17 protein-coding genes and 3 pseudogenes are annotated in these 21,760 nt (G+C 54.9%); 8 read left to right on the top strand and 12 right to left on the bottom strand.

Annotated features, from left to right (window positions below):
- Window positions 1-257 precede the first annotated feature (257 nt).
- On the top strand, window positions 258-575 hold the full coding sequence (locus tag XdyCFBP7245_RS00595) for a hypothetical protein (protein WP_146091629.1): 318 nt from the start codon (window positions 258-260) through the stop codon (window positions 573-575).
- A 159-nt stretch (window positions 576-734) separates the two neighbouring features.
- Window positions 735-1,541 (top strand): annotated as a pseudogene (locus tag XdyCFBP7245_RS00590) (IS5 family transposase).
- A 189-nt stretch (window positions 1,542-1,730) separates the two neighbouring features.
- Here XdyCFBP7245_RS00590 and XdyCFBP7245_RS00585 read toward each other — a convergent pair.
- From XdyCFBP7245_RS00585 to XdyCFBP7245_RS00575, 3 genes are read right to left on the bottom strand one after another with little or no spacing between them, the layout of a single operon-like run.
- On the bottom strand, window positions 1,731-2,369 hold the full coding sequence (locus tag XdyCFBP7245_RS00585) for a DUF7002 family protein (protein WP_211287618.1): 639 nt from the start codon (window positions 2,367-2,369) through the stop codon (window positions 1,731-1,733).
- A 10-nt stretch (window positions 2,370-2,379) separates the two neighbouring features.
- The gene (locus XdyCFBP7245_RS00580) at window positions 2,380-4,065 is read right to left on the bottom strand and encodes an adenylosuccinate synthetase (RefSeq protein WP_211287617.1); all 1,686 of its coding nucleotides are present in this window, start codon (window positions 4,063-4,065) and stop codon (window positions 2,380-2,382) included.
- Window positions 4,056-4,652: an AAA family ATPase gene (locus XdyCFBP7245_RS00575; protein ID WP_082862035.1), complete on the bottom strand. Its 597-nt coding sequence runs from the start codon at window positions 4,650-4,652 to the stop codon at window positions 4,056-4,058. The genes XdyCFBP7245_RS00580 and XdyCFBP7245_RS00575 overlap by 10 nt, the downstream gene beginning before the upstream one ends.
- A gap of 162 nt (window positions 4,653-4,814) precedes the next feature.
- Here XdyCFBP7245_RS00575 and XdyCFBP7245_RS24110 point away from each other — a divergent pair.
- Both XdyCFBP7245_RS24110 and XdyCFBP7245_RS00565 read left to right on the top strand, forming a co-directional pair.
- Window positions 4,815-4,916: pseudogene (locus tag XdyCFBP7245_RS24110) on the top strand (transposase); the annotation flags it as partial.
- 182 nt (window positions 4,917-5,098) lie between these two features.
- A complete protein-coding gene (locus tag XdyCFBP7245_RS00565; RefSeq protein WP_104613920.1) occupies window positions 5,099-6,994 on the top strand; it encodes a DUF262 domain-containing protein in 1,896 nt (631 codons plus the stop codon).
- A 467-nt stretch (window positions 6,995-7,461) separates the two neighbouring features.
- Here XdyCFBP7245_RS00565 and XdyCFBP7245_RS00560 read toward each other — a convergent pair.
- The 6 genes and pseudogenes from XdyCFBP7245_RS00560 to XdyCFBP7245_RS00540 all read right to left on the bottom strand — a co-directional run.
- Window positions 7,462-7,842: pseudogene (locus XdyCFBP7245_RS00560) on the bottom strand (integrase); the annotation flags it as partial.
- Window positions 7,843-8,063: 221 nt separating this feature from the next.
- Window positions 8,064-8,264, bottom strand: a complete 201-nt coding sequence (locus tag XdyCFBP7245_RS23635) for a hypothetical protein (RefSeq protein ID WP_146091628.1) — start codon at window positions 8,262-8,264, stop codon at window positions 8,064-8,066.
- A gap of 37 nt (window positions 8,265-8,301) precedes the next feature.
- Window positions 8,302-9,477 (bottom strand): site-specific integrase, encoded by a 1,176-nt coding sequence (locus XdyCFBP7245_RS00555; RefSeq protein ID WP_104614223.1) that lies wholly within the window; start codon window positions 9,475-9,477, stop codon window positions 8,302-8,304.
- A gap of 746 nt (window positions 9,478-10,223) precedes the next feature.
- Entirely contained in the window at window positions 10,224-12,245 is a 2,022-nt protein-coding gene (locus XdyCFBP7245_RS00550; RefSeq protein ID WP_146091627.1) for a DEAD/DEAH box helicase family protein, read from the bottom strand.
- Between the two features lie 119 nt (window positions 12,246-12,364).
- The gene (locus XdyCFBP7245_RS00545; protein ID WP_104613918.1) at window positions 12,365-12,994 is read right to left on the bottom strand and encodes a hypothetical protein; all 630 of its coding nucleotides are present in this window, start codon (window positions 12,992-12,994) and stop codon (window positions 12,365-12,367) included.
- A gap of 222 nt (window positions 12,995-13,216) precedes the next feature.
- Entirely contained in the window at window positions 13,217-16,180 is a 2,964-nt protein-coding gene (locus XdyCFBP7245_RS00540; protein WP_104613917.1) for a TrlF family AAA-like ATPase, read from the bottom strand.
- Window positions 16,181-16,394: 214 nt separating this feature from the next.
- On the opposite strand from XdyCFBP7245_RS00540, the gene XdyCFBP7245_RS00535 reads away from it, so the two are divergent.
- Both XdyCFBP7245_RS00535 and XdyCFBP7245_RS00530 read left to right on the top strand, forming a co-directional pair.
- Entirely contained in the window at window positions 16,395-17,102 is a 708-nt protein-coding gene (locus XdyCFBP7245_RS00535; protein WP_104613916.1) for a hypothetical protein, read from the top strand.
- A 337-nt stretch (window positions 17,103-17,439) separates the two neighbouring features.
- Window positions 17,440-18,120: a MobA/MobL family protein gene (locus XdyCFBP7245_RS00530; RefSeq protein ID WP_244907738.1), complete on the top strand. Its 681-nt coding sequence runs from the start codon at window positions 17,440-17,442 to the stop codon at window positions 18,118-18,120.
- Window positions 18,121-18,253: 133 nt separating this feature from the next.
- On the opposite strand, the gene XdyCFBP7245_RS24105 is transcribed toward XdyCFBP7245_RS00530, so the two are convergent.
- From XdyCFBP7245_RS24105 to XdyCFBP7245_RS00515, 3 genes are all read right to left on the bottom strand, one after another.
- Window positions 18,254-18,463 carry a hypothetical protein gene (locus XdyCFBP7245_RS24105; RefSeq protein WP_170068408.1) on the bottom strand — a complete coding sequence of 70 codons (210 nt, stop codon included), beginning with the start codon at window positions 18,461-18,463 and terminating at the stop codon, window positions 18,254-18,256.
- An 88-nt stretch (window positions 18,464-18,551) separates the two neighbouring features.
- Window positions 18,552-18,944: a hypothetical protein gene (locus XdyCFBP7245_RS00520; RefSeq protein ID WP_104613914.1), complete on the bottom strand. Its 393-nt coding sequence runs from the start codon at window positions 18,942-18,944 to the stop codon at window positions 18,552-18,554.
- Between the two features lie 48 nt (window positions 18,945-18,992).
- A complete protein-coding gene (locus XdyCFBP7245_RS00515) occupies window positions 18,993-19,310 on the bottom strand; it encodes a hypothetical protein (protein ID WP_211287616.1) in 318 nt (105 codons plus the stop codon).
- Between the two features lie 235 nt (window positions 19,311-19,545).
- On the opposite strand from XdyCFBP7245_RS00515, the gene XdyCFBP7245_RS00510 reads away from it, so the two are divergent.
- Together XdyCFBP7245_RS00510 and XdyCFBP7245_RS00505 are read left to right on the top strand one after the other, a co-directional pair.
- Window positions 19,546-19,887 carry a helix-turn-helix domain-containing protein gene (locus XdyCFBP7245_RS00510; RefSeq protein WP_033485469.1) on the top strand — a complete coding sequence of 114 codons (342 nt, stop codon included), beginning with the start codon at window positions 19,546-19,548 and terminating at the stop codon, window positions 19,885-19,887.
- Between the two features lie 162 nt (window positions 19,888-20,049).
- The gene (locus XdyCFBP7245_RS00505) at window positions 20,050-21,753 is read left to right on the top strand and encodes a type IV secretory system conjugative DNA transfer family protein (RefSeq protein ID WP_046932516.1); all 1,704 of its coding nucleotides are present in this window, start codon (window positions 20,050-20,052) and stop codon (window positions 21,751-21,753) included.
- Window positions 21,754-21,760 lie beyond the last annotated feature (7 nt).

Here is a 21,760-nt window from a genome sequence, read left to right as displayed (position 1 = left end):
GTTGTGCATTGACTGCTTGGGTGCCTCATTTAATATTGTAATAATATTTACGAGTGCGAGGCCTTGAATGAAAGATTACTTATTAAAAAAATACTCGAAGATCCCGACATTCGAAGATGTGTGGTATTTCTCAGTGGCAGGCGGGGCTTTACTTACTGTAGTAATGGGTGTTTTTAAGTTCCTGCAAGGGTCGATTTCTTAGCTATTTTTCCAACATATTTGATCTTCTGATTTGTAGGCTATTGATGAGGTGGGATGTGCCTGAGTTTATATATTTGATGGTCGGAATTCTGCTTGCCGGAGTTATCGGCTATGTTGCATATCTTCACAAAATTAAGTTGGCGACAGGAACTTTTTTGTTTCTTATTGTTGATGGAATTAGTGTGAGCGTGATATTAAAGATCTTTTATAAAATGTTTGATGGTAAGTATGATGCTGTTGTAGGTGGCGATGAAAAAATTTATATGGGTCTGGGGTGTGCGGGTATAGTTTACTTGGTTGTCATGCATGTGTTAAAGGCTCTTAACGCAGCGCGAGGCAAGGATTGGGATTTTGATGAAAGGCCAACGTTATAGTAATTTTTTAGTGCGGGACAGGGGGGGGCTGTAGCGGCAATGGATTTCGTTTTAATTTGTGGGGTGCGAATTAATGGTTTTTATCTATTCTTATATGCGTCGCAAATCTTTGCCTAGAGCGTGTTATGAATTTAAGGCTCCTGCGGCTATCGTAAGAGATTGAAGCCACCACGACCGTGTCCGACCGACGTCTCCGATGAAGAATGGGCCTTCGCTGCGCCCTATTTAACACTGATGGATCCGCAGGCACGGCAGCGCAAGTACGACCTGCGCTTGAGGTTCAACGCATTGCGCTGGATGGCGCGAGCTGGAGCACCCTGGCGCTTGATTCCCCACGAGTTTCCGCCGTAGGAGGCGGTCTACCAGCAAACCCAGCGGTGGTTGTAGGCTGGGCGCTATGAGGCCATGGTCAACGACTTGCGTTCGATCTTGCGGGTGGCGCAAGGCAAGCAGGGGCAGCCCAGCGCCGTGATCCTGGATGGCCGAACGCTGCAGTCCACCTGCGAAAGCGTGACACGTGCCGGCTACGACGGCTATAAGCGCAAGAAGGGCAGCAAGGTGCACATGGTGGTGGATACGCTCGGCCACCTGCTAGCAGTGCAGGTCACCCCCGCCGATGAGCAGGAACGCGCCCAAGTGCGATCGCTGGCGCAGGAAGTTCGGCATGTCACGGGCGAGACGGTGAAACTGGCGTTCGTCGATCAAGGCTACACAGGCGAAGGCCCGGCCGAAGCCGCACGGGAGGAAGGCATTGAACTGCACGTCGTCAAACTGCCGGAGGCCAAGAAAGGCTTTGTCTTGCTGCCGCGCCGCTGGGTCGTGGAGCGCAGTTTCGGTTGGGTCAATCGGTTCCGAGGCCTGGCCCGTGACTACGAACGCCTGCCGGAAACACTGGCTGGACTCCACTTCGTCGTCTTCTCCATCCTCATGCTTGGAAATTCCGCGTCTCTACTTCAAAATTCATAACACGCTCTAGTACAGGGCGGAAATTATACCCTTGGCTTGCTCCCGGATCAGAGCTTTAAGGTCAGATCAAGGGAGGACCACGCTGGATGCGACATGCCTATGCCTGCTTTCGGTCTTGCGGCGGTTTAGGCTTCCGCTGACAACGAGCAAGTGCTTCGTGCTGATAGCTGATGGCGTTCACCCGCAAGGCTATCGGATTGTTCGGATCTCGACCTCACCCTTCATGCGGGTGACCGCGATAACATGGTCAGCGATATCAGGCACGGCATGGTCGATGACCAGCTCCACAACCTCTTTGACAGGAGCGCCGCTGGCTTTGGCAGGATAGTCAGCAATGCGTTTGAAGATGTCGACATCTCTACGGTGTGGGATAGGCCAAGTATTGCCAGAGTTCATGTGGCATAGCCAAGTATTTTCTGCATGAGCGGCTAAAAGACTTGCCGTATCGATGGTCAGGACATCGTGCTCAAACTCATCATAAGAATTTAGTAGCCGTAGTAGGCGTTCGCGCTTGGCCCAGAAGAAGACTTTGCTGTTGATCAGTCGATACCAGTGTTCTGGCGTGACATGTGGGGGCAGAGCATGCACTAGTCGGCCCGGTGGCATCGGCTTCTGGTCGCGAAGCACGATGTCATCCGGAGAGTTGGGCTTCACCGATTGCATTTCCGGGCGATGCTCGGCTTCAAGGTGAGTGCGTCGGCTACCGCACACCCCTAGCTCGTCGAGCGCGCCCGTTGTAGAGAGGAGTCCACGCGCTTGGATGCTCGGCCAAGATCCAGCCAGCGCCATGTGGTAAACGCGCGGGTAGCGCTCAATCAACTTGCTCAATTCCACTGCTTTACTCCAAACGCGAACGCGCGGTCCAATTGCGACGGTCAATGATGGATCGAAGATCCTTGAAGTCGCTGTCTTTTTTTGGGAATCTCGTGTTGATCAGTGAAACGGGGGCTTGTGCCACGCGTTCCAGCTCTTCGATGAACTTGATTGTGTCTACTGCTAGTTGGTCAAAACGCCTAGCTTTCTGGTTGGCTTCATCTAGGTAGTCGACGAAGGTCAGCACAATGTCGGTCGGCGCATTGAGGTTGCACGCGCGGCGGAACTCGCTCCATTCGAACCAGCCAACGCGCCGATTGCGTTTAGTTGTGGAGGTGATCTCGGCGCCTTGAACTTCGGCGGCGTCCAGTCCTGCTGCCCCGGCAATGATGGCAAAGGTGGTTTCATTTTTGAGCTTTCCAGAGGTATTTCCGGCTTCACCGTCTGGGTCAGCAACTCGGATTGGCGTGGTGCGCACGACCATGAGGATCTTTCGGACACGACTAGGCGAGATGCCAGCTTCCGCAAGGCACCCTGCTACATTGGTATCGCGGGACGTGACATGCGGATACGCGCCATGATAGAGACTAAGTGCACTCCCTTGCGTTCCTTCCAAGAGCACGGAGTGGCCCTTTCGATAGGCATGTTCCAGATGCTCCTCGGTGGAGCCGATATAAGGTTTCAGCTCAGGAATGTCGCGGGCAAGTTTCACCAGCTTTGAGGCGTTTCCTCTGTTGAGAATGCGCCGCGCCTTGGCGGCGCCGCTTCCGCTGCCAGTGGATGCAATGGCACCAACGACACCGCCCTTTTCGAGTGTGATGTCTTCTTCCTCAATGATGGTCGCCTGTGGATCGATGAACAGCCGGTCGGGTCCGATCTTGAACTTTGCAATCTCCTCCAAGAGCCCTTTAACATTGATCGTAAAGCCAGCGCCCAGCAGGAGTTTGGCATTGGAGAAGCTTGCGCCGGAAGGAAGTTGATGGTGAATTGCCTTGCCTACGGCATTAGCCACAGTGTGTCCGGCATTGGGACCGCCTACGCGAACAAGCACATCGTATTCGTTAGCGAGATAAGCCACGATGTTGCCCTTGCCCTCACTACCATATTGTCCACCGACCAGCACATCCACACAGCGGACGTCCGGTGGCGTCAGGAGATGAAGGTGTGCAGCGACGCGGACGAGCGTGTCCTCATGATCAGCGCGGACGGTGTAGATGCGAACATCGGCATCTTCTTTGAGAATTTTGATCTCGCCGTCATCAAGATCGTCAAGTTGGTCGTAGACTAAGCCGCCCGGATTGTCCGTTGTTGATGCGATGTAGCGTTGCAGCAAAACTTCTTTTGACGCATACAAATGCACATGGGTAAGTCGAGTGTGAAAGCGTTGACGCAACTGATTGACTTGTTCAACAGAGCGCACCGCATCCACGACAATCCCTGGCTCGTCTTCTTTCAATGAGTCGTAGATCTTTTGCACACTCTCATTGACCCATTCGCCATATCGATCCCGATCCGGCATGGGTGTCCTGGGAGCGATACGGGGAGGGGCCACATGACCACTACTTAGTTCGAGTTGACCTGAAAGAATGTCATCGGTGGAAATGAGGCGAAATCCATAGCGCTCAGCCAACGCTTTGGCCAAGCCACTTTTGCCTGAGCATCGCTTGCCGCTGATGATGACCACCCGGTGGCTTGGCATCGTCAGCTCCAATTCTTGATGATGCTGGACGCTACCTGCTCGGGCGTCTGTGTTGATGTTTCGATCAGGCAATCGGCGATGCTTCGCAGCGAGCGAGCACTCACCTCGTTAGGGTGGGATACCGCATTTGAATAGTCGTCATCAGAATGGGCATAGCGTGAACGGAGCACCGCCTCAGGCGCTTCAAGATGGACATGGCGAACAGCCGATCCAAATCGCGAGCGGAAGTGCTCAACCTGCCGCGCCTTACGAACGGCATCAATGATCCAGCCCTTCGTATCCGGCGCTTGCTCAATGGCCCGGATGGTTACCGGATCAACGACCCATGTGTAGTCCGTCTCAGCATCAAGACGATCGCCGGCCTCTTGAAGCTGTCGGCGAAGCTCGGTTTCGGATAGCGAGGCGTCGGGGATGAAGCTTCTGAGATAGGCGCTTGTGCTGACCTTCTGAAAGCCGAACTCGTTGATGAGTTCAGTGGTGGCTGCTGATTTCCCGACACCAAATGCACCACTCAGTAGAACAATCCTGACTTGATTCATCTCAAAAGCGCCCCCTGCACTTTGACTGACAAACTTTAGGTTGAGGTCTATCTCGCTCAATAATGCTCTATGGAGAGGTTAGTCGACAAGACGGGACAAACAGCCACAACCGCGCTTGCCGGCGAACTTCCCTTTTTTGTTGAGGATGACTATCGACGTCCCCCCCGATTTTGAGTGGCACCCCAGTTTGGAGTCCAATTCCCTACCCCGAGGAGATTGGACGTGAAGAAGCGCTTTACCGAGGAACAGATCATTGGCTTCCTGCGCGAAGCCGAAGCGGGCGTGGCGATCAAGGACCTATGCCGGCGGCATGGCTTCAGCGAGGATCGACCCAAAAAAGCAATCGGCGGCATGACCCCGGCTGCTTATGCCCAACATCTGGCAAACACCGATATCATCAGCCCAGGACTCCAAACCCGACCATTACTCAGGGCGGGGGGACGTCGGTAGGGCCGCGCACTCTCTAAACCGCTGAAAGGCGCAGTAACAAAGGATCTTGGGGATCGATGGACGCAAAAACCAATCAGCTCGACGCTTTGTTCGACGGAAACAAGTTTTACCAAGTGCCGCTGTTTCAAAGGCCCTATGTCTGGGAGGAGAAAGAGAACTGGGAGCCGCTTTGGGAAGATATCCAAGCACTCTTGGACAAGCGGCTTCGCACAGGCAAGGCGCACCCGCACTTCATGGGCGCCATCGTGCTCGAACAGGTGCCCAACCCCGCAGGTTCCATCGAGACACGCCTGGTCATCGACGGCCAGCAGCGCTTCACAACCTTGCAAGTCTTCTTGATGGCTGCGCGTAACCTATGTGCTGCCAAAGGGGCGGAGAAGTTCGCTGGTCGCTTCACTGGCTTGATCGAGAACGCAGCCAACCGGGCAGAGACCGAAGAGGAAAAGTTCAAGCTTCTTCCCACTAACTCCGACCGGCCTGCATTCCGGCTGGTGTGTGAGTGCACTTCCGACGCCGAGGTAGAGCAGGGGGCCAAAGGGAAGCCAGAGCTTCATGGCAGCCAGATCGTTGGCGCCTATCGCTATTTCAGCAAGCACCTGGTCGACTGGGCTGCGGGCAAGCTTGATGACGAGGCCGATGCCGAAGCGCTATCTGGCAAGACGGTTGGGGACCGCCTGGAGTGCATCTGGTTGGTCGTGCAGGATGGCTTACAGCTGGTGGTGATCAACTTGACTGCGGGAGATGAGACGCAAGTCATCTTCGAAACGCTCAATGCTCGCGGCACCGAGCTCCTACCTGCTGATCTGATCAAGAACTATCTGTTCCGCAAAGCTGCGAGGGTAGAGGGTGCGACGGAGAAGTATGTAGAAAAGCTCTACGCCAAGCATTGGGAGCGCTTTGACAGCAAGTTCTGGCGAGAGCCCGTCCAGCAGGGTCGCATCTACCGCCCCCGCATTGACCTTTTCATCAACCACTACCTGTCCATGATGACTCGGGATGAGGTGAAGTCCACCCATCTGTTCAATGCATACAAGAACTTTGTAGATCATGCAGAGGCGGATCCAGAAGCAAGCATTCCGGCTCCCACCACACCTGCGGCCCATATCCAGCAACTCGCTCAATTCGGGGATATCTTCCAGGCGTTCTATGAGCCCAAAGACCATGACGCTTTGGCACTGTTCCTACGCCGTTTGGAAGCGGTAGACACTGCTACGGTCTATCCGTTCCTCCTGTATGCCTACGCGAGCTTGATGCCCGACAACAGGGACGAGTTCGACAAGATCTTAGGCGTGCTCGAAAGCTTCCTGATGCGCCGCCTGATCACCAATTACACGACGAAGAACTACAACCGGCTGTTTGTGGACTTGATCAAGGCCGTTGAGAAGGCGGGCGGAGTGTCCGCAGCCACCGTCGCTGAGCAACTGGGCAAGGGCACTGGCGAGAGCACCAAGTTCCCAACGGATGATGAATTACTCGTGGCGATCTTCGAGCAGGAGCTTTATGGCAGGTTGGCACAGAAGAAGGTACGTGCCGTGCTTGAAGCCTTGGATGCATTCTCCATGTCCAGCAAGAGCGAAGCGATCGCGATGCCATCGAAGCTCACCATCGAGCATGTGATGCCGCAAGCCTGGCTTACCCACTGGCCACTGCCGGAACAAGACCAGGTGGATGAGCTGACCAAGCAGAAGGCCATGGTTCGTAGAAGCGTCATGCTCAACACCTTGGGTAACTTGACCCTGATCACCGGAAAATTCAATTCGTCTTTGCAGAATGCTGCTTGGGCGAACAAGCGCCCGGAGCTCTTGAAGTATTCCAAGATGAACTTGACCCGCTACTTTCATGGGAAGGAAGCCGACGACTGGCACGAGGCGGCAATCCGGATTCGCACTGAGCACCTCTTTGCGCAGTTGCTTCGTATCTGGCCAGCTGCAGGCAAGACGGCGAACAGCTAGGTCTCTCCGAATCATATTTATTGGTCAACGCGAAAGGATGTTCCATCACGCAATCCTTGGGCAATCTGATGCCCAAGGATTGCTCTGCGCAGGCAAGCGGGCATTCCTCATACTAAGTCGCGGTCTCGATCCTCGTCGTTGTGGGATTGATGACGTGTAGTTGGAAGGCGGGCATTGCCGCCCATCGCAGAAGGCGAGTAACAAGATCTTTGGTCCCGTTTTTTTTGCAACACAGGCGACGACGTTCCGGTCTTCCATGAACACGTAAGGCTCGAAACTGATATGCAGCGATCCTGTCTCGCCTTTGACCTCGACGTGGCCGCTCGGCAAGATCCACCCAGCGTCGATCCCCGACACTTTGATGGACCTAGCGCCCGCCGCCTGGTCGGTCAACTTGCTGCCTTCCAGCTGCACAGCTTCGCCAGATACTGCGCTATGTGCAAAAGCTGCCAGGATTATCCACCCAACTAGGGACACATCTTCGTGCCCTTACGAAGCTTCTCTTTGAACTGACCCCGCTGATACACCGGCAACTGAACGCTAGGTTGATAGAGTGATAGTGCTGCAAGTTGTCTTTGCATGACATTGCCTGACGACTTATGAATGTAGTGGTCTTGCAGCACTGGCACGCTCTTAATAAGCGAATGTCCCGTGAGCAACGCGATGTCCCGAGCTGTGATGCCTGCCGCATGAAGCTCTGTGGCCAGGATGCAGCGGAAGCCATGGAAACCAATGCCTTTGGCAAAGCCTAGATCTTTCAGGTAGTCGCTGAATTGGTTCAAAAGTCCTTGGCTATACCGGCAATTGCTCGCACCGCTCTTCTTGTTCTTGCCAGCAGATAAGTGCGGGAGATGCTAAGCGGCATGCGATTCGCATCGCTCTCTCCGCCCGTGAGAAATACTTGTAAGCTCAATAGGCATTGATTTTTACAGAGCCACGTATGACCTAGCTGAGCACGTAGCCATGAATCAGCCACGCATAGCGATTGCGCTCAAATAGCGGACTTTGAATAGTTTAGAATTTGCAAGGGGAGGAGCGAGGCAAAAGCCTGCTCCCTCCTTTTGGGCAATTAGATATTGAGTGGCTTTGTGACAGGAGATTTCGCGCTCCCGTTACTGGTCGTAGCGTACGCTTTCCCTGCTGCTTGCGCGGCCTGATCGGCGGCATGGAAGTCAACCACCAATCCGGGTGAAGAAAGGGCTATTCCTACGATCTGAACGTAAATTGCTTCTGCAATACGCGCGGCTTGATCTTGCTGAAAACTGTTCATGGCCCACTCCTTGGTTGTGAGGTGCCAGTGTAGCTGATCACGGATACATCCTCGCCCCCTTCCTCAACCGTTCCTTGAACTGCCCGCGCACATAGCTCGGTAGCTTCACAGATGGCTGATAGTGGCCAAGCGCTTCAACTTGGATCTTCCGAGTGTTCCCAGCCGATTTGTGGACATAGTTGTCCTGCAGAACCGGAGCCTTCTTGTTGAGTGCATGTCCGGTGATGAGTGCAATGTGCTCGACCCGCACGCCCTTGGCATCAAGCTCCGTCGCAAGCGTGTGTCGGAAGGCGTGAGATCCAATGCCTTTGCCAAAGCCAAGCTCCTTCAAATACTTCGCAAACTGATTGACGAAGCCCTGGCTGTAGCGTCCATTCGGCTCGCCGGTCTTGCGGCAGGTGCCAGCCGATAGGTTAGGAAAGAGGCGAGGGTGGCCAGATGCCTTGATGTCGGCCAAGAAGTCGAGGAAGCCCGCCTGGATGAGGCTTGGGTGGATCGGCACTTTGCGGATCGCGCTCTTACCTTTGAGGCTTTGCCGGCTGCGTTTGCCTGCGCTTTGCGCGAGATCTTCGTCCACGGTCTTCTGGATTGAGAAGCACCAAACTCCTTGATCTTGGACGATGTCGGCCACTTTGAGTTGGGCGATCTCGTTGATCCGAGCACCCGTGAAAAGGGCAATGAGCGGGCACCACCAACGGTGCGGATACTTCTTGGCCCAAGGCAGGAAGGTCGCCGGGTTGAAGATCTTCTGAATTTCTTCTTGGGAAAGCAGCCGCTCGGGTTCGTCCTGATCAGCCAGTAGCTCTCCTCTGGCCGGCTTGAACGCATCCATCGGCGAGTGCGGGATGGCACGTGCTTTGACTAAGGTGTTGAAGAAGGACGCGAGGAAGCGCCGGTGCAGTTCTAATGTGGCATTGGCAGGCTGCGCCCGGCCCATACGTTGACCTTTGGCGATCAAGGCTTCGACGCTCAACCACTGATGCTTGGGGTTGGTCATGAAGTCTTCGGGTGCCCATCGCAGCAGATCCCACATCTGGTAGATATGCGTGTGATCAATCCGGGCAACGGACGTGTTGCCACTCACACGCTGCAAGATGGCAAGCGTTCGACGATAGGCCTCGATCGTGGTGGTGCGAAGGTTCTGCCGCTCCTTGTCTTTGAGGAAGTCGTCGACCTCTTCAGAGAGGAGTCGCGCCGGGGTGGCAAGGGGCAGGGGTTCTGGATAACGAGTTCCGGATCGGCGAAGTCGTCGCAGCTTTTCATGATGGTCGTAGGTCGCTTGGACCAAGTCTTGAAGGTGAAGCGCGCCGGCTCGGTCTTGAACGACCATATCTGTAAATTCGACTTTGCCGATGCGAATGCTTCGGATGGATAACTGACCTTTGGGCTGTTGCAAATATTGATGAAGTTGGGAGTGTTTAAAGTGCATCTACGATCCAATTATGAGGAGGTAGACGTTTGATAAGGGGAGGGGATTTTCTGTCAATGATAAAATAGGACAGAAATTTCGCGTCAATGATTGTCTAAGGTGGTCTCGCTAATTGTCGTTTAAATAGCTATATTTTTAGCTTTGCTTTTATAAAAGATTTTATCGCAAGGCTATATATTTCAATGATTATAGCTGTGTAAATGGGCTTGAAACCATCAATGCGCTTGTAGTGTTTAAAATTAACAAAAGGGCGGAAAGCGAGAGATATCTCGCGCAAATAAAATGAACGCCAGATAAATGAGGTGGTTTTGCCTAATCCAATCAATCTTAAGAAGACAGTTAGGCAATCAAATCTTTACCGGCCAAGATCGCATATGGTCGGTTGGAGGGGGGTGAGGGGTTTAATATAAAACTGGTCTCAAATTAGTCTCCGGAAGTGACCGTTAGAGGCTCCTAGAACCTTAAAGGCGGGGACTGGTTTATTTCAAGCGGATACAGGGACCTCGTGTTGATAGGTCCCTAAATTTGGGTCAACGTTGGATTGGCTTCTGATAACGAAGGTCGGGGCGGACAATTCTTTTAGCTTTGCGCTGTTGGCGTTGCTCATGGAAGTGTTCATTACTTACGCGTAATACATCTAAGGCGTTGGGGGGAACCCAGAGCTGCTGGCTGCCGCGAGTGAGAGCCGTGTAGACAGCTCGGACCGGATTATGAGCCCGTTGAGGGGTATAGATGCTTTCGAAGCAGCACCGCGCCATGCTGACGATGGGATGCTCCGAGTTTTTAACATGTTCAACGAGCGCAAGCTTCGTGCGTGCTGACTCAAATGGGGAAAGCTTGCCAACCAGTTCCTTAAACTGAGTGGATCCGAAACCTCTCTCAAAGAGTCGCGTAATTTGAGGTTTCCCCAATCGCGAACACTCCTTATGAAAATCCCGCCAGCGATAGTCGCCTGACACTCCATGGTCATAAGCACGAAACGCATCCTCAATGAGGCCGACTTCGCGTTGGATCAGTTCGACAGAAAAGTTATGAACGCCTACTCGTGCACCAGCGTCGATAAGCCGGAGAGCCTCTTCAAGCAAGGTGAACGGACTGCCAAAAAGTCGCGTTCCAACCTGCGGAACATCGCTCCATGCTTCATAGAAGCTCGTGACGGTAGCATGGTCAGCCGCCCCAGCGAAAAGAGAGCTGTATACGCCCGTAGAATCCAGGCTAATAGCGCCATTTACCAGCAACTCTACGGCTTGACCTTGGCGCACAGACTGCGTCATTTCCAATGACTTTCCTTGCAGAAAGCGTGGGGCTGTTCCGATCAGGCGCTGGTTGGGATCGCCCAGACTAATAACGCCACCTGCATAGTCAGACAGCAAGCTCTTCCAAGCAGCACTCATATCGTGTCCTTCGTCTACGACTATTGTGCCCCAGTGAATCGGCAGTTTAACGCGGTGCTGCGCAAGCCATTTGCCGATATGATCGACATTGATGACAATCTTGATTTGTTTCTGAACTTTGGCACTGAACATACAACGCCAAACGTGCTCAGCGGCTGCAATGTAAGCCGTTGCGTCAATCATCGCACCCATGACGATACGGCTAAAGTGGTAAGGTTGCAGATCTATGCTGGATGAGCGGCACCAGCGGTTGATACCCTCAAAAGCAATTCGTAACACTGCAGTAGGCGAATAGCCTCCGATACGCTGCACGCCTATAACGCTGGCGATGTCAGCAAGCGATGCGGTGGACTTTTGCCATACGGGCTTAAAATCCGTGGAGAGCGCAAGCTGCTCAAAAGCGCGAGCTGCCACCAGGTTTGCAAAGCGGATCATCGTCAGCACACGAAGCTTGCCTGCGCCTAGGCGGCTCCTGAGAGCCTGAGCTTGGGCTGCACTAGGCGTGACGAACGTAAAGTGTCGCGCATCGTGCGCCAGCAGTTCGCTGACAATGTGCGTCTTGCCAGTGCCGGCATATGCGTGTAGGTCGATGTGCTCATCGGCGTTAGCGATCAGGGACCGGATGGCTCTAACTTGATCTACGGTGTAGTCGGTCGTGCGCTCAACATAAGCTGAAATACGCTTACCCGTTTCACCGTCGTCGATGTCGTCCTCTTCGCTATCTTCCTGCTCAACGAGTGCACCTTCTCCGTAGAAGCGAACAGTGTGCGGACCAAGGGTCGTCCGACACGCTGCTTGGAATTGATCTACGGGAAATGCATCGGGTGACATAGCGCAGAAGCCATCTGCTGTGTTCTCATCAGCCAGCGCAATCCCTTGAAGCGACAGTTGGCGTTCCCAATCGTCAATATTTCGCGGGACCTCAAAAGCTAGTCGCAGAAGATACAAACGCCCCCTTTCTGGATCCGTCCCAAAAAGTCGGCACGCCTCATCAATCATTCGGGTCAATTTGGATGGCGGCGTAGACGGGGTGGCGCCAGTGATGGCAACAAGAAGGGCCGCCATGCCAAGTGGGGAGTTGGGCACCTGGTGGGCATCGAGAAAGCTGCTCAGAGTGGCCCGAGAAGCAGGGAGGAAGTAGTTAGGCTTGACGGACATTAGTAGTCTCTAACGGCGCTAATCAGCGTAAGAGCTTTCCATGAAGCGATGCTTAGGTCGGTAAAATGAAGCTGACTTGGCCTGTGCAACCTTCTCGAAAAGCTAATTAGTCGTTGCGTCTAGTTTCTGTTGCGTCGGCTCATCGCCTCAGGTCTTGCACGCTCCTTTTCACCACGCAATTGCATGTCCATGATCTCGATCATGATCGGGCTCATACCGCCAAGCTTAGCCGTATGATGCTTAAGCAGGTCGAGTAAGCGCGCTCCTCGGTCAACATAGATCTTCACATCAAAGAGGGGCTCGCAGTTATCGCGATAGATGGCGATTGCCTCGCAGTATTGGCCAAGGAGTAGTGCAAAATCTTCGAGAGCTTGCTGCAATTCCGGTCCCGAGGATCCCGCCGACAGCGCTTTGCTATTGAGCATGGCGCGAAACGTCAATTCGCTTCCGTGATTGCCTTTGATCTCGCGGTCCAGCAATTCGTTTAGGTCACTGTAAATTGCGTCGAGCCAGCGCAGATGTTCACCCGCCATCCTCGCGGATACGTCTTGCTCGATGGCCTTAGTCTGGTTTCTAAGGTTCGCGACAACGGCCAGCAGCGCCAGAAAGCTAAGCAAAGGACCCGTTGTGCTACCAAAGAAGGCGCCGAACTTATCAATGCTCACTGAGCCGGACGCCGAGAGATAGAAGTAGGTCGGCACGAGGAGACAAAGCACACCCAGAACGGCGAAGCTGATGATGGTTGCCATGAAGGGCTTTCCTTGTTCAGGTGAAGTCTTATCTTGGGAAGTGCCAGGGATATAGAAAAATACTGTACTGCCTTAGATCTTCTTTTGCCGCAGGCTGAAAGGCGCGCTCCGTTTCAAGAAATCCCGCGTGATCTTGTGAAGACTAGCTCAGCTCGCCATGGGCTTTGAGACGAATCGATTAGCTATCTCCGTTGTCGGGCAGGGGGCGCCATCGGGCTTTTGCTACCTCTCTAAGCGCACGCGCAATCTCCTGGCTCGCTCCTTGAACGCGGCTTCACCGCCTTCAAGGATGTCGCATACGGCTTTTCGGATGACTGCGGACTCAAGGCCGCCAGTGGTGTAAGTGATTTGAGGAAGCCCTCCCGAGCCATCATGTTGAGAATCTGCGATGATCACTTGGTCGGCGTCAGTGTTGATGACCAAGTTGGCGTTATGGGTGACCATGATCACCTGCCGGGTGGTCTTAGCCTGGACGAATAGCGACACAAGCTCGTCAAACACTGACTTGGGGTCCAGGTTCTCTTCGGGTTGGTCGATGATGAGTGGGCGATCATCGGCCTCGTCCAATGCAAGATAGAGCAAGAGCAGGACTATGCCTCGTGTCCCTGGGGAGAGCTTGCGAATATCAATGCCGTCGTAGGTGATCTCGTAACGAACCCGCAGGTGGTTGGTGCTAAAAAGCCATCGGGCAAACCGCTTCAGCCACGCCCGGATCTCCTCTGGTGCCTGCGGATTATAGGGAGCATGCGCAAGCAGGTTCTTCCAGTGAGTCGTGACGAACGTGGTCATGGCTTCACGGATGTCTGCCGCAGATCCCTTTTCCCACACATCTAAGAATACTTCCCGGGCGGTTTTAGTGAAGGCGCCGATACCCTGGAAGTTCCCGGCCTTTCGGCGGTCCAATAAGTCTTCTTCTGCTTCGGCCGCCCATGCATCGACATCAGCGATACGGCGGACGACCAGTCCGAGTTTGGCTAAGGTGCCGGAGGACGCAGCGAGGCGGTTCAAGAGCGGCGAGTAGAGCTGTTCCAAAGCCTGCTGCTCATGGATAACGGCCTTGAACGCTCGCTCGTAAGCGTTCTCTCTTTCGGTCTGAAGAAGCTTTCGGCGATCAGCGGCACCTTTTGCATCTTCTAGTCGCTGCTCAATCCCGTTGAGCGCCGTTTGCTCTTTACTGATGCGATCGGTCAAGGCGGTATATTGCCTCTGCGTCATTTGATCGGCGGTAAAAAAGGCTGCAAGCCTGGACAACTCTGCTTCCAGCGGAGCAAGTGGGACGCTATCGAGCGGAGCATCTTCGGCGATGTAAGGGATGCTTGGGTCGTGCGGTGTTGGCAGCACGCCGGTCAGTTTCGCGATTTCGCCGTCGGCCCATGCAATGTAGCCTTGCAAATCTTGATCGACATTGCCCTTATAAACGAGAAGGAAAGCATCCCACTGAGCGTCTCCCATACCATTGGCAAGGTGGCGCGCGCGAAGCTGCCGGAGCAGCTCAGGCGAGCCCGTGGCGCGTGTGGACGCCACCTCGTCCTGAAGCGAGGCGAACGACCGGCGCTGGTTGTTGAAGTTTTGGATCTTAGTTCTTAACGACTGAGCGACCTCGCTCAGTTGCGTGTGCCTTTGAAGCTGTGCCTGGGTGTCTTGCAGGGTGAGCTTGCTCCGGTCCGCCAAGTAGCCGGCAATGACTTGCTTCTTCTGCTCAACCTGTGCAGTCAGGCTAGCAACGGTAGCTTCCTTTTCCAGCTCTATCGCAACCGCGTCGGAGATCTGAGAAATCGCCAACTCTTCTCGATCTCGTGCTTGTTTGAAGAGCTGTGTCTTTTGGTCTCGAAGCTCTGCGAAATCACTCGCGAAGTTAGTTTCGCTGGGCTTATGTGACTGGAATACCACGCGCTCGATCTCTTCAATCAAGCCATCTGAGGCCCCAGAGGCTGAGCAGAGTTCGTCGACGAACTGCTGAGACAGGTAGCGCGCCTTTGAAAACGACACAGCATCAGGCCGGTAGGCGAGAGGCCGTTGATCATTGGATTCGCCTCCCCACGTCAAGTTGACCGATGCACCGCCCAGCAGGCTCCTGGCCCGCACGAGAAAGGAGGCGCTTGCATTCTCATTGGCGTTCCATCCATCCACGGGAATCGAATCGCAGCCCGCTGCGATGATATCGGCCAAGGCCGTCTTCCCGGAGCCGCGCGAGCCGATGATCGCTACCAGCCCCGGGTTCAAGGGCAGTTCAGGCGTCTGGAACCCAGGGGCGCCCTTGATGCTGACTTGCGTGATTACATGCGAAGGCATGGCTGACTTGGGCGGCGTCTCCCCAACGTACGCACGGCCTTCGGGATTGATGCAGGCTTGGCGAAGGGCATCAAACGATGCTGCACCCTTGATCCAAGAGTAGCGTTTGCCCACAGGCTGACCAACGGTATTCAATGCGTGGGCATCGCTGCCATGGAGGCACGGTTTGCATGCGCCGTAAGTGGTGATGATTTCGTCTTTGCTCAGTGACTTCTGGCCGAGCCAGAACTCGCGCTGAGAGGGACTACTTGAGAAGATGATGTGGGCGAACCTCTCTATTTCCCGCCGAACGGTGACGTCGGACGCTTGGTTCAGGCCACTAGTCCCGTCACCTGAGGCCCCGGCGACGGCAATCAAGATGTTGTCCTTGGCCCAGGTGCTGTCGACGTACGACTGTCGAAGTTCAACGAAGCTCACCCGAAATTGAGTGGCGCCGTAGCGCAAGGCGGCCGAGTCGTCCAAGATACCTGGGTCAGCCTTCCTGCCCAGTCGGATCAGATCTTGCCGGTTGCAGCTGAAGCGGTCGCCGTACGCAGAAAAAGTAAGGCGCTCCAAGAAGCGACCAGCCTCATGGACATGGTTTGGATCGAAAGGGCTGATCAACAGATGGGCATTGACGTAGCCTGACTTGGCATGCACGTCCAGCCGGATTTCAACGTTCGGAAAGACGAGGGGAATGTTCGCGAGCCTGCCCTTCGCCTTTGCGCCAAGCACGGACTCATAGCTGTCCAGCAAGTAGTAGTTGGTAACGCCCACGGCCTCAATAGGAGGAGAGGAGGTCTCTAAGGCATCCAAGTAGTCATTCCACGATCCTGTGCCGAACTGATCGTTAAGCACCGTGCCCGGCGTGTGGACGTGCGGATCCCACCTGCGCCATTCAGAACCTCGTTCCATCTCTCTTCCCCTATTTGGCCGATCCGGGCCCCTGTGGGAATCATATCCCTTGCTCGGCGACCACGGAACTCAGATGGTTGAGGAGGCTATCTAGCCGCTAGCCACATGCCGCCGTTAAAAGCCGATAACCCCAACCGGGGTGTCGCCACTTGAGCCTGTAACAACCTAAGCTGACCGAGCCGCTCTCAGATCGGGGGCCTTGAGGGACTTAGGGATGCAGTTGCTGAAGAGAGAAGCTGTGCTGCTGGCGTTGGCGCCGGCCTTGGGCATGCTCGGTGTGTATGCGTATGAGTCAGGTCGTTATCGGTTCCTTAAAGTCCCGTCGCTGCTGATCGATTTGCCGATCAACCGGCTGCTGATGGGCGGCGTGGCGATCGCAGTGCTCGTCACTCTCTTGCTGATGGCCATTGGAGTGCTGCTCAAATGGATGGTTGGCCGCTCTTGGTTTGCGCGGTTCCTGACGATGTTCGTGGTTTTTTACATCTTCCTCGGTCTCCCGCTCCTCCTCTATGCAACGACATTGAAGGGGGCACTGTCCTCGCTAATCGTTCCGGTCTGTTTCGCACTATCGGGGGTTAGCGAGATGGAGAAAAAGGTCACGACGAATACGGAGGATCGGAAAGTGCTTCCTTGGTTGCCAGATGCTCTGTTTCTCGCGTTCGGAGTGCTTCTGACATCGTGGCTGATTAGCGGGTTCGGGTTCTGGAACGAACGAATGGCAGGAGACCGAATTTGTCAAAACGGATCATTAGTAGTCGGGGTCTACCGAGATAACCTGATCATCAAGGCCTTGCCAAAGCCTGGTGCAGAACTGGACGATGCCGTGACGCTCGTTTCAGCGGCTGGCGCTGTGCTGCGCGAGTGCAGTCCTTCTTTTGTGGGAGGACGGGGTATATCTACTGCCGATCCCTCCCCGCGATAAGCGCTCGAAGAGTGCGCCAAAGAATCTCAGGAGATCCAGTTAAAGAACAGCCGTGGTTAGGGTCAGTGTGGACGTGGTCGCATTGCGGCTTCGCGAGTTGCCCGTGCTTGTAACCGCATGTGCCTTGAGGGTAAGGGCTAGGACTATGCAAAAATGGCCTCCGAAGCTTGGCATCCGGCACACCCTTTCGTCAGCTTGGGACGTCTCTTCGAAGTCGATCGAAATCCACACTGATTCCATCAATTAGGCAACGAAAATCAGCAAAAAATAGTGATCCCAAAGGCCTTGCGCTTCTCGAAATCTAGAGAAAGTGTTTCTCCAACATCAGGAGAAACGCATGGCCATCTACCACACCCGCATCAAAACTTACAGCCGAGCAAAAGGCCATTCCGCAATTGCCGCAGCGGCATATCGCGGTGGTTATCTGCTCACCGATCCCAACACAGGTGCTCGCCACGACTACCGGGGTAGGGCAGGCATCATCCAATCGCGTTGCTTGGCACCACTTGGTTCGCCAGCATGGGCCGATGACCCACAGCGCCTCTGGGCCGCTGCAGAAGCGGCAGAGCGACGCTGCAACAGCACTGTGTGCCGAGACTTCGCCATCGCGCTGCCGCACGAGCTTGATGACCCAAAGCGCTGGGACCTTACCCTGGATATCGCACATCGCCTGATTGAGCGATATGGCTTTGCCCTGCAAGCGAGTCACCATCGCCCGACCAAAGACGATCCTCGCTACTTTTACGCCCATCTGCTTTCAACAACCAGGCGCATGCAAGCCTCTGGCTTGACCCAGAAGACGCGGGTGCTCGATGGTCGTATCAACGGCCTGGCTGAGATCCAGTGGATTCGCGTGATGATCGCTGAGCGTATCAATGCACACCTTGAACAGGCTGGCATCGGCAAGGCGGTTGAGCATCGAAGCTTGACGGAACGCTTGGAAGCGATGCAAGGCAACGGGATCTTTGTCCAAGGACAAGCAAGCTTTGAGCAGCATCTGTCCCGCTACCGCCAATAGGGGCGACTGTTGAGCGTGCCGGATGGCCATACGGCGGAACAGGCCCAGCGAGAGCGCCCTGGGCCAGGCATGGATACTTCTGTTGATCAGGCTTCGGTGGCGCAGATGCCTATGCCGACATCCGTTGGCAGACTCAGTTCAAGTAGGGACGACGAAGCTCTGTCAACAATGCAAGTAGATCGAAGCGGCCATCAAGATACGCATTGAGGGCGTCGGTCATGTGCTGATCAATGCCAAAGCCAGCCGCGTTTTGTTGGGCGATCCAGCCTTCGACATGGGTCTGGCGGAGTTGATGCTCTTGATGGTCGAGGAGCGTAGTGAAGGAGTGCACGGCAGAAGGCATAATGACGAATCCAGTGTTGTGGTTCTTCGATTCGTAGCAGAGAAGTCTTCGCCGTCAAGCCCAGTCGCCTAGCGCAATTGTCGCTCGGTCAGAGCTTCAATTTTTCGTTGACCGCCTGACTGACCAACTCATACCACTTGTTCATCTCGGTCTCGTTGCCGAACTTGATCGTCCACACGGGATGATCGATATCTTTGACATTGAGCGTCAGCGTGCCCTCGCGATTGTAGTTGTGCCAGTGCTTTTCCCAGGACCGCACATCGCTCAACGCATACGCCTTGATGCGACTTCCGGCTTTGAACTTGATCATGGCGCGTGCTGTTGACACAGCAATGCGCGTGTTCTTGTAGCCGTGGAATCGTTGGAAGTCATGGTCAAATGTTGCGTTGTCACTGCGCGTTTTCACCGTTTTAGCAAGCACCAAGAAGATCGCGGCGCAGCCAGCGAAGAAGACCAGGGTAAGAAAAGTGCCGACGGTCATGCGAATTCCTGAGGAATGGATGGTGTCACCGTTGATCGCCAACGGTGGTTATTGGACGCGACCAGTGATTTTCCAAGTGCCGCCCATCTTGGTGAACGAATAAACCCCGTCCATCTGATTGCCAAAGTTGCGATTCATGGCTCTGACCTTGGCACTTACATCACAGGTGTAGCTGGGCGCGCCTTCCGCCTTCGTGCACTGGTTGCTCTCGAAGTCTTCAATGCGCGCCTTTTCGTTGCTGTTGTCTTGGACGAACAGCAGGAATGCATGCTCTCGCTCAGACTGCGAGGGGCCACCGGAAGAGCAGCTGGCCAAACAGACCGACATCAGGCCAACCAGCGCCAAGCAAAGCTTTGACATGTGCATCTCCAAAGAGGGAAGGGAAGAGCGCTAGGGATCCACCAGACCGACAGGTTCGGATGCCCTGATTGCCGGCATGCTCAATGGCTGCACGCCTCCGCACACCGCCAGGAATGACCGGTGTTGGTGCTTGGCAGTCGCAGTTGATTGGCTGACGGAACCATGTTACTGATAAAGTAACAGACAAGGCAAGTCGGAGACCTCATGCTCAAACACGTCATTGCATGTTTGTGGTCACATTTTGGATCTGGACGACGCTCGTCTCATCTTCGCCAACCGCCTCCGTCACGCGCGCCAGAAGGCCGAGCTGACTCAAGAAGCCTTGGGTGTTGCCGCTGGACTGGCTCCTGAGGTGGCCAGGACGCGCATCAATCGCTACGAGAAGGGCGTGAACGAGTGCGATCTACGCACCGCCAAGCGCTTGGCCGACGCTCTCGGCATGCCACTGGCTGCCTTCTTCGCCGAGACCGATGAGGTGGCAGACGCCATCCAGGCGCTCGCGAAGCTCTCCGTCGAGGAGCAGCGAAAGGTCGTGGCCGAATTGCAGCTCAAAGCCCAGGGCAGCAATCAGCCTAGCCCATAGTGCGGGGGGCCTTACTGCGGTCCTGGCATGCGTGCAGGTCAGACAATTCCTACACAAATGCCAATGCCCATCCGATCTGAGCGGGTGGTGTGATCCTGTAATCTTGCGAGCGGACGGTCGTTTTCAAACAAGCCAGGGATCACAGATGGAAGGCAGCGCGTCATGACCGGCAAGACCAAGCTCAGCGTCGCTATCGTGCTCTTGCTTCTTGCCCTCATTGCAGGGGTCTACCTCTCCGGTCAGTTGATTTTGATGCTGTTGAAGGTGGCTGGACCGCTCAGCGTCGGCACCTATTGGTCTTACGTCAAAGCGCTCGACCTTCCCCAGTTCGCTCCCTATGCCACCAAGATCAAGCTCGCTGGCGCACTCGGCTTCGGCGTGCCGCTCCTGGCCTGGTTCGCACTGCTGATTCCGCTGTTCAAGCCAAAGGCCGCCGCCTTGCATGGCGACGCCCGCTTTGCCTCCGGCAGTGATCTGGCCAAGAAGGACATGCTCAAACCGTCGCCAACCGGCATCGTGGTCGGCAAGCATGGCGGCAAGCTGGTGCGCTTGCCCGGTCAACAGTTTGTGATCCTGGCCGCGCCCACGCGCTCGGGCAAGGGCGTGGGCATCGTCATTCCCAATCTGCTCGACTACCAAGGCTCAGTGGTGGTTCTGGACATCAAGCAGGAAAATTTTGATCTGACTTCCGGCTGGCGCAAGAGCCAAGGCCAAGAGGTCTTTTTGTTCAACCCCTTTGCCGAAGACGGGCGCACCCACCGTTGGAATCCACTCAGCTACATCTCACCGGATCCGGCGTTTCGCGTGTCAGATCTGATGAGTGTCGCGGCGATGCTCTACCCGGATGGGTCGGATGCCCAGAAGTTCTGGGTAAGCCAAGCCCGCAACGCCTTCATGGCGTTTACGCTCTATCTGTTCGATAGCCTCGATGATCAGATCAAGCGCAAGCACCCGAAAGAGACCTGGATGTTCCCAACCCTTGGGATGCTTTATCGCGTGTCGTCAGGAGATGGAAGCGACTTGAAGGGCTATCTCAAAAAGCTCTCGCAGCGCGACTTCCTGGGTCGCGATGCCAAGATGGCCTTCGACAATTTGCTCTCGCAAGCCGAAGAGACCTTCGCCTCGATCATGGGCACCTTCAAGGAGCCGCTCAACCAGTTCATCAATCCGATCCTGGATGAGGCCACCAGCGGCAACGATTTTCTGCTGACTGATGTGCGCAAGAAGAAGATGAGCATCTACATCGGCATCCAGCCGAACAAGCTTGCCGAAAGCCGCTTGTTGATCAACTTGCTGTTTAGTCAGCTCATCAACCTGAACACGAAAGAGCTGCCGCAGAACAACCCGGCGCTCAAGCACCAGTGCTTGCTGCTGATGGATGAGTTCACGTCCATCGGCCGGGTCGACATCATTGCAAGCGCAGTGAGCTACATGGCCGGCTACAACATCCGCTTGCTGCCGATCATCCAGAGCATGGCGCAGCTGGACGCGACCTATGGCAAAGATGTCTCGCGCACGATCATCACCAACCATGCCTTGCAAATCGTCTACGCCCCACGCGAGCAGCAAGACGCCAACGACTACTCGGACATGCTCGGCTACACCACGGTGCGCAAGAAGAACAAGTCGCACACCAGTGGCAAGCAAAGCAGCGTGTCCTACTCGGAGACCGAGCAGCGCCGTGCCTTGATGCTGCCGCAAGAGTTGAAAGCGATGGGCTTTGACAAGGAAGTCTTCCTCTATGAAGGCATCCCAAGCCCGGTGCTCTGCGAGAAGATCAAGTATTACGAAGATGCCTATTTCACCAAACGGCTGCTACCAAAAGCCGAGGTGAAGAAGCTGTCTGCCGCCGTCTCGGGCTCATAGAAATAGC

It is taken from the genome of Xanthomonas dyei (assembly GCF_002939865.1).
GTDB lineage: Bacteria > Pseudomonadota > Gammaproteobacteria > Xanthomonadales > Xanthomonadaceae > Xanthomonas > Xanthomonas dyei.
This window is presented reverse-complemented; position numbering and strand designations above follow the sequence as displayed.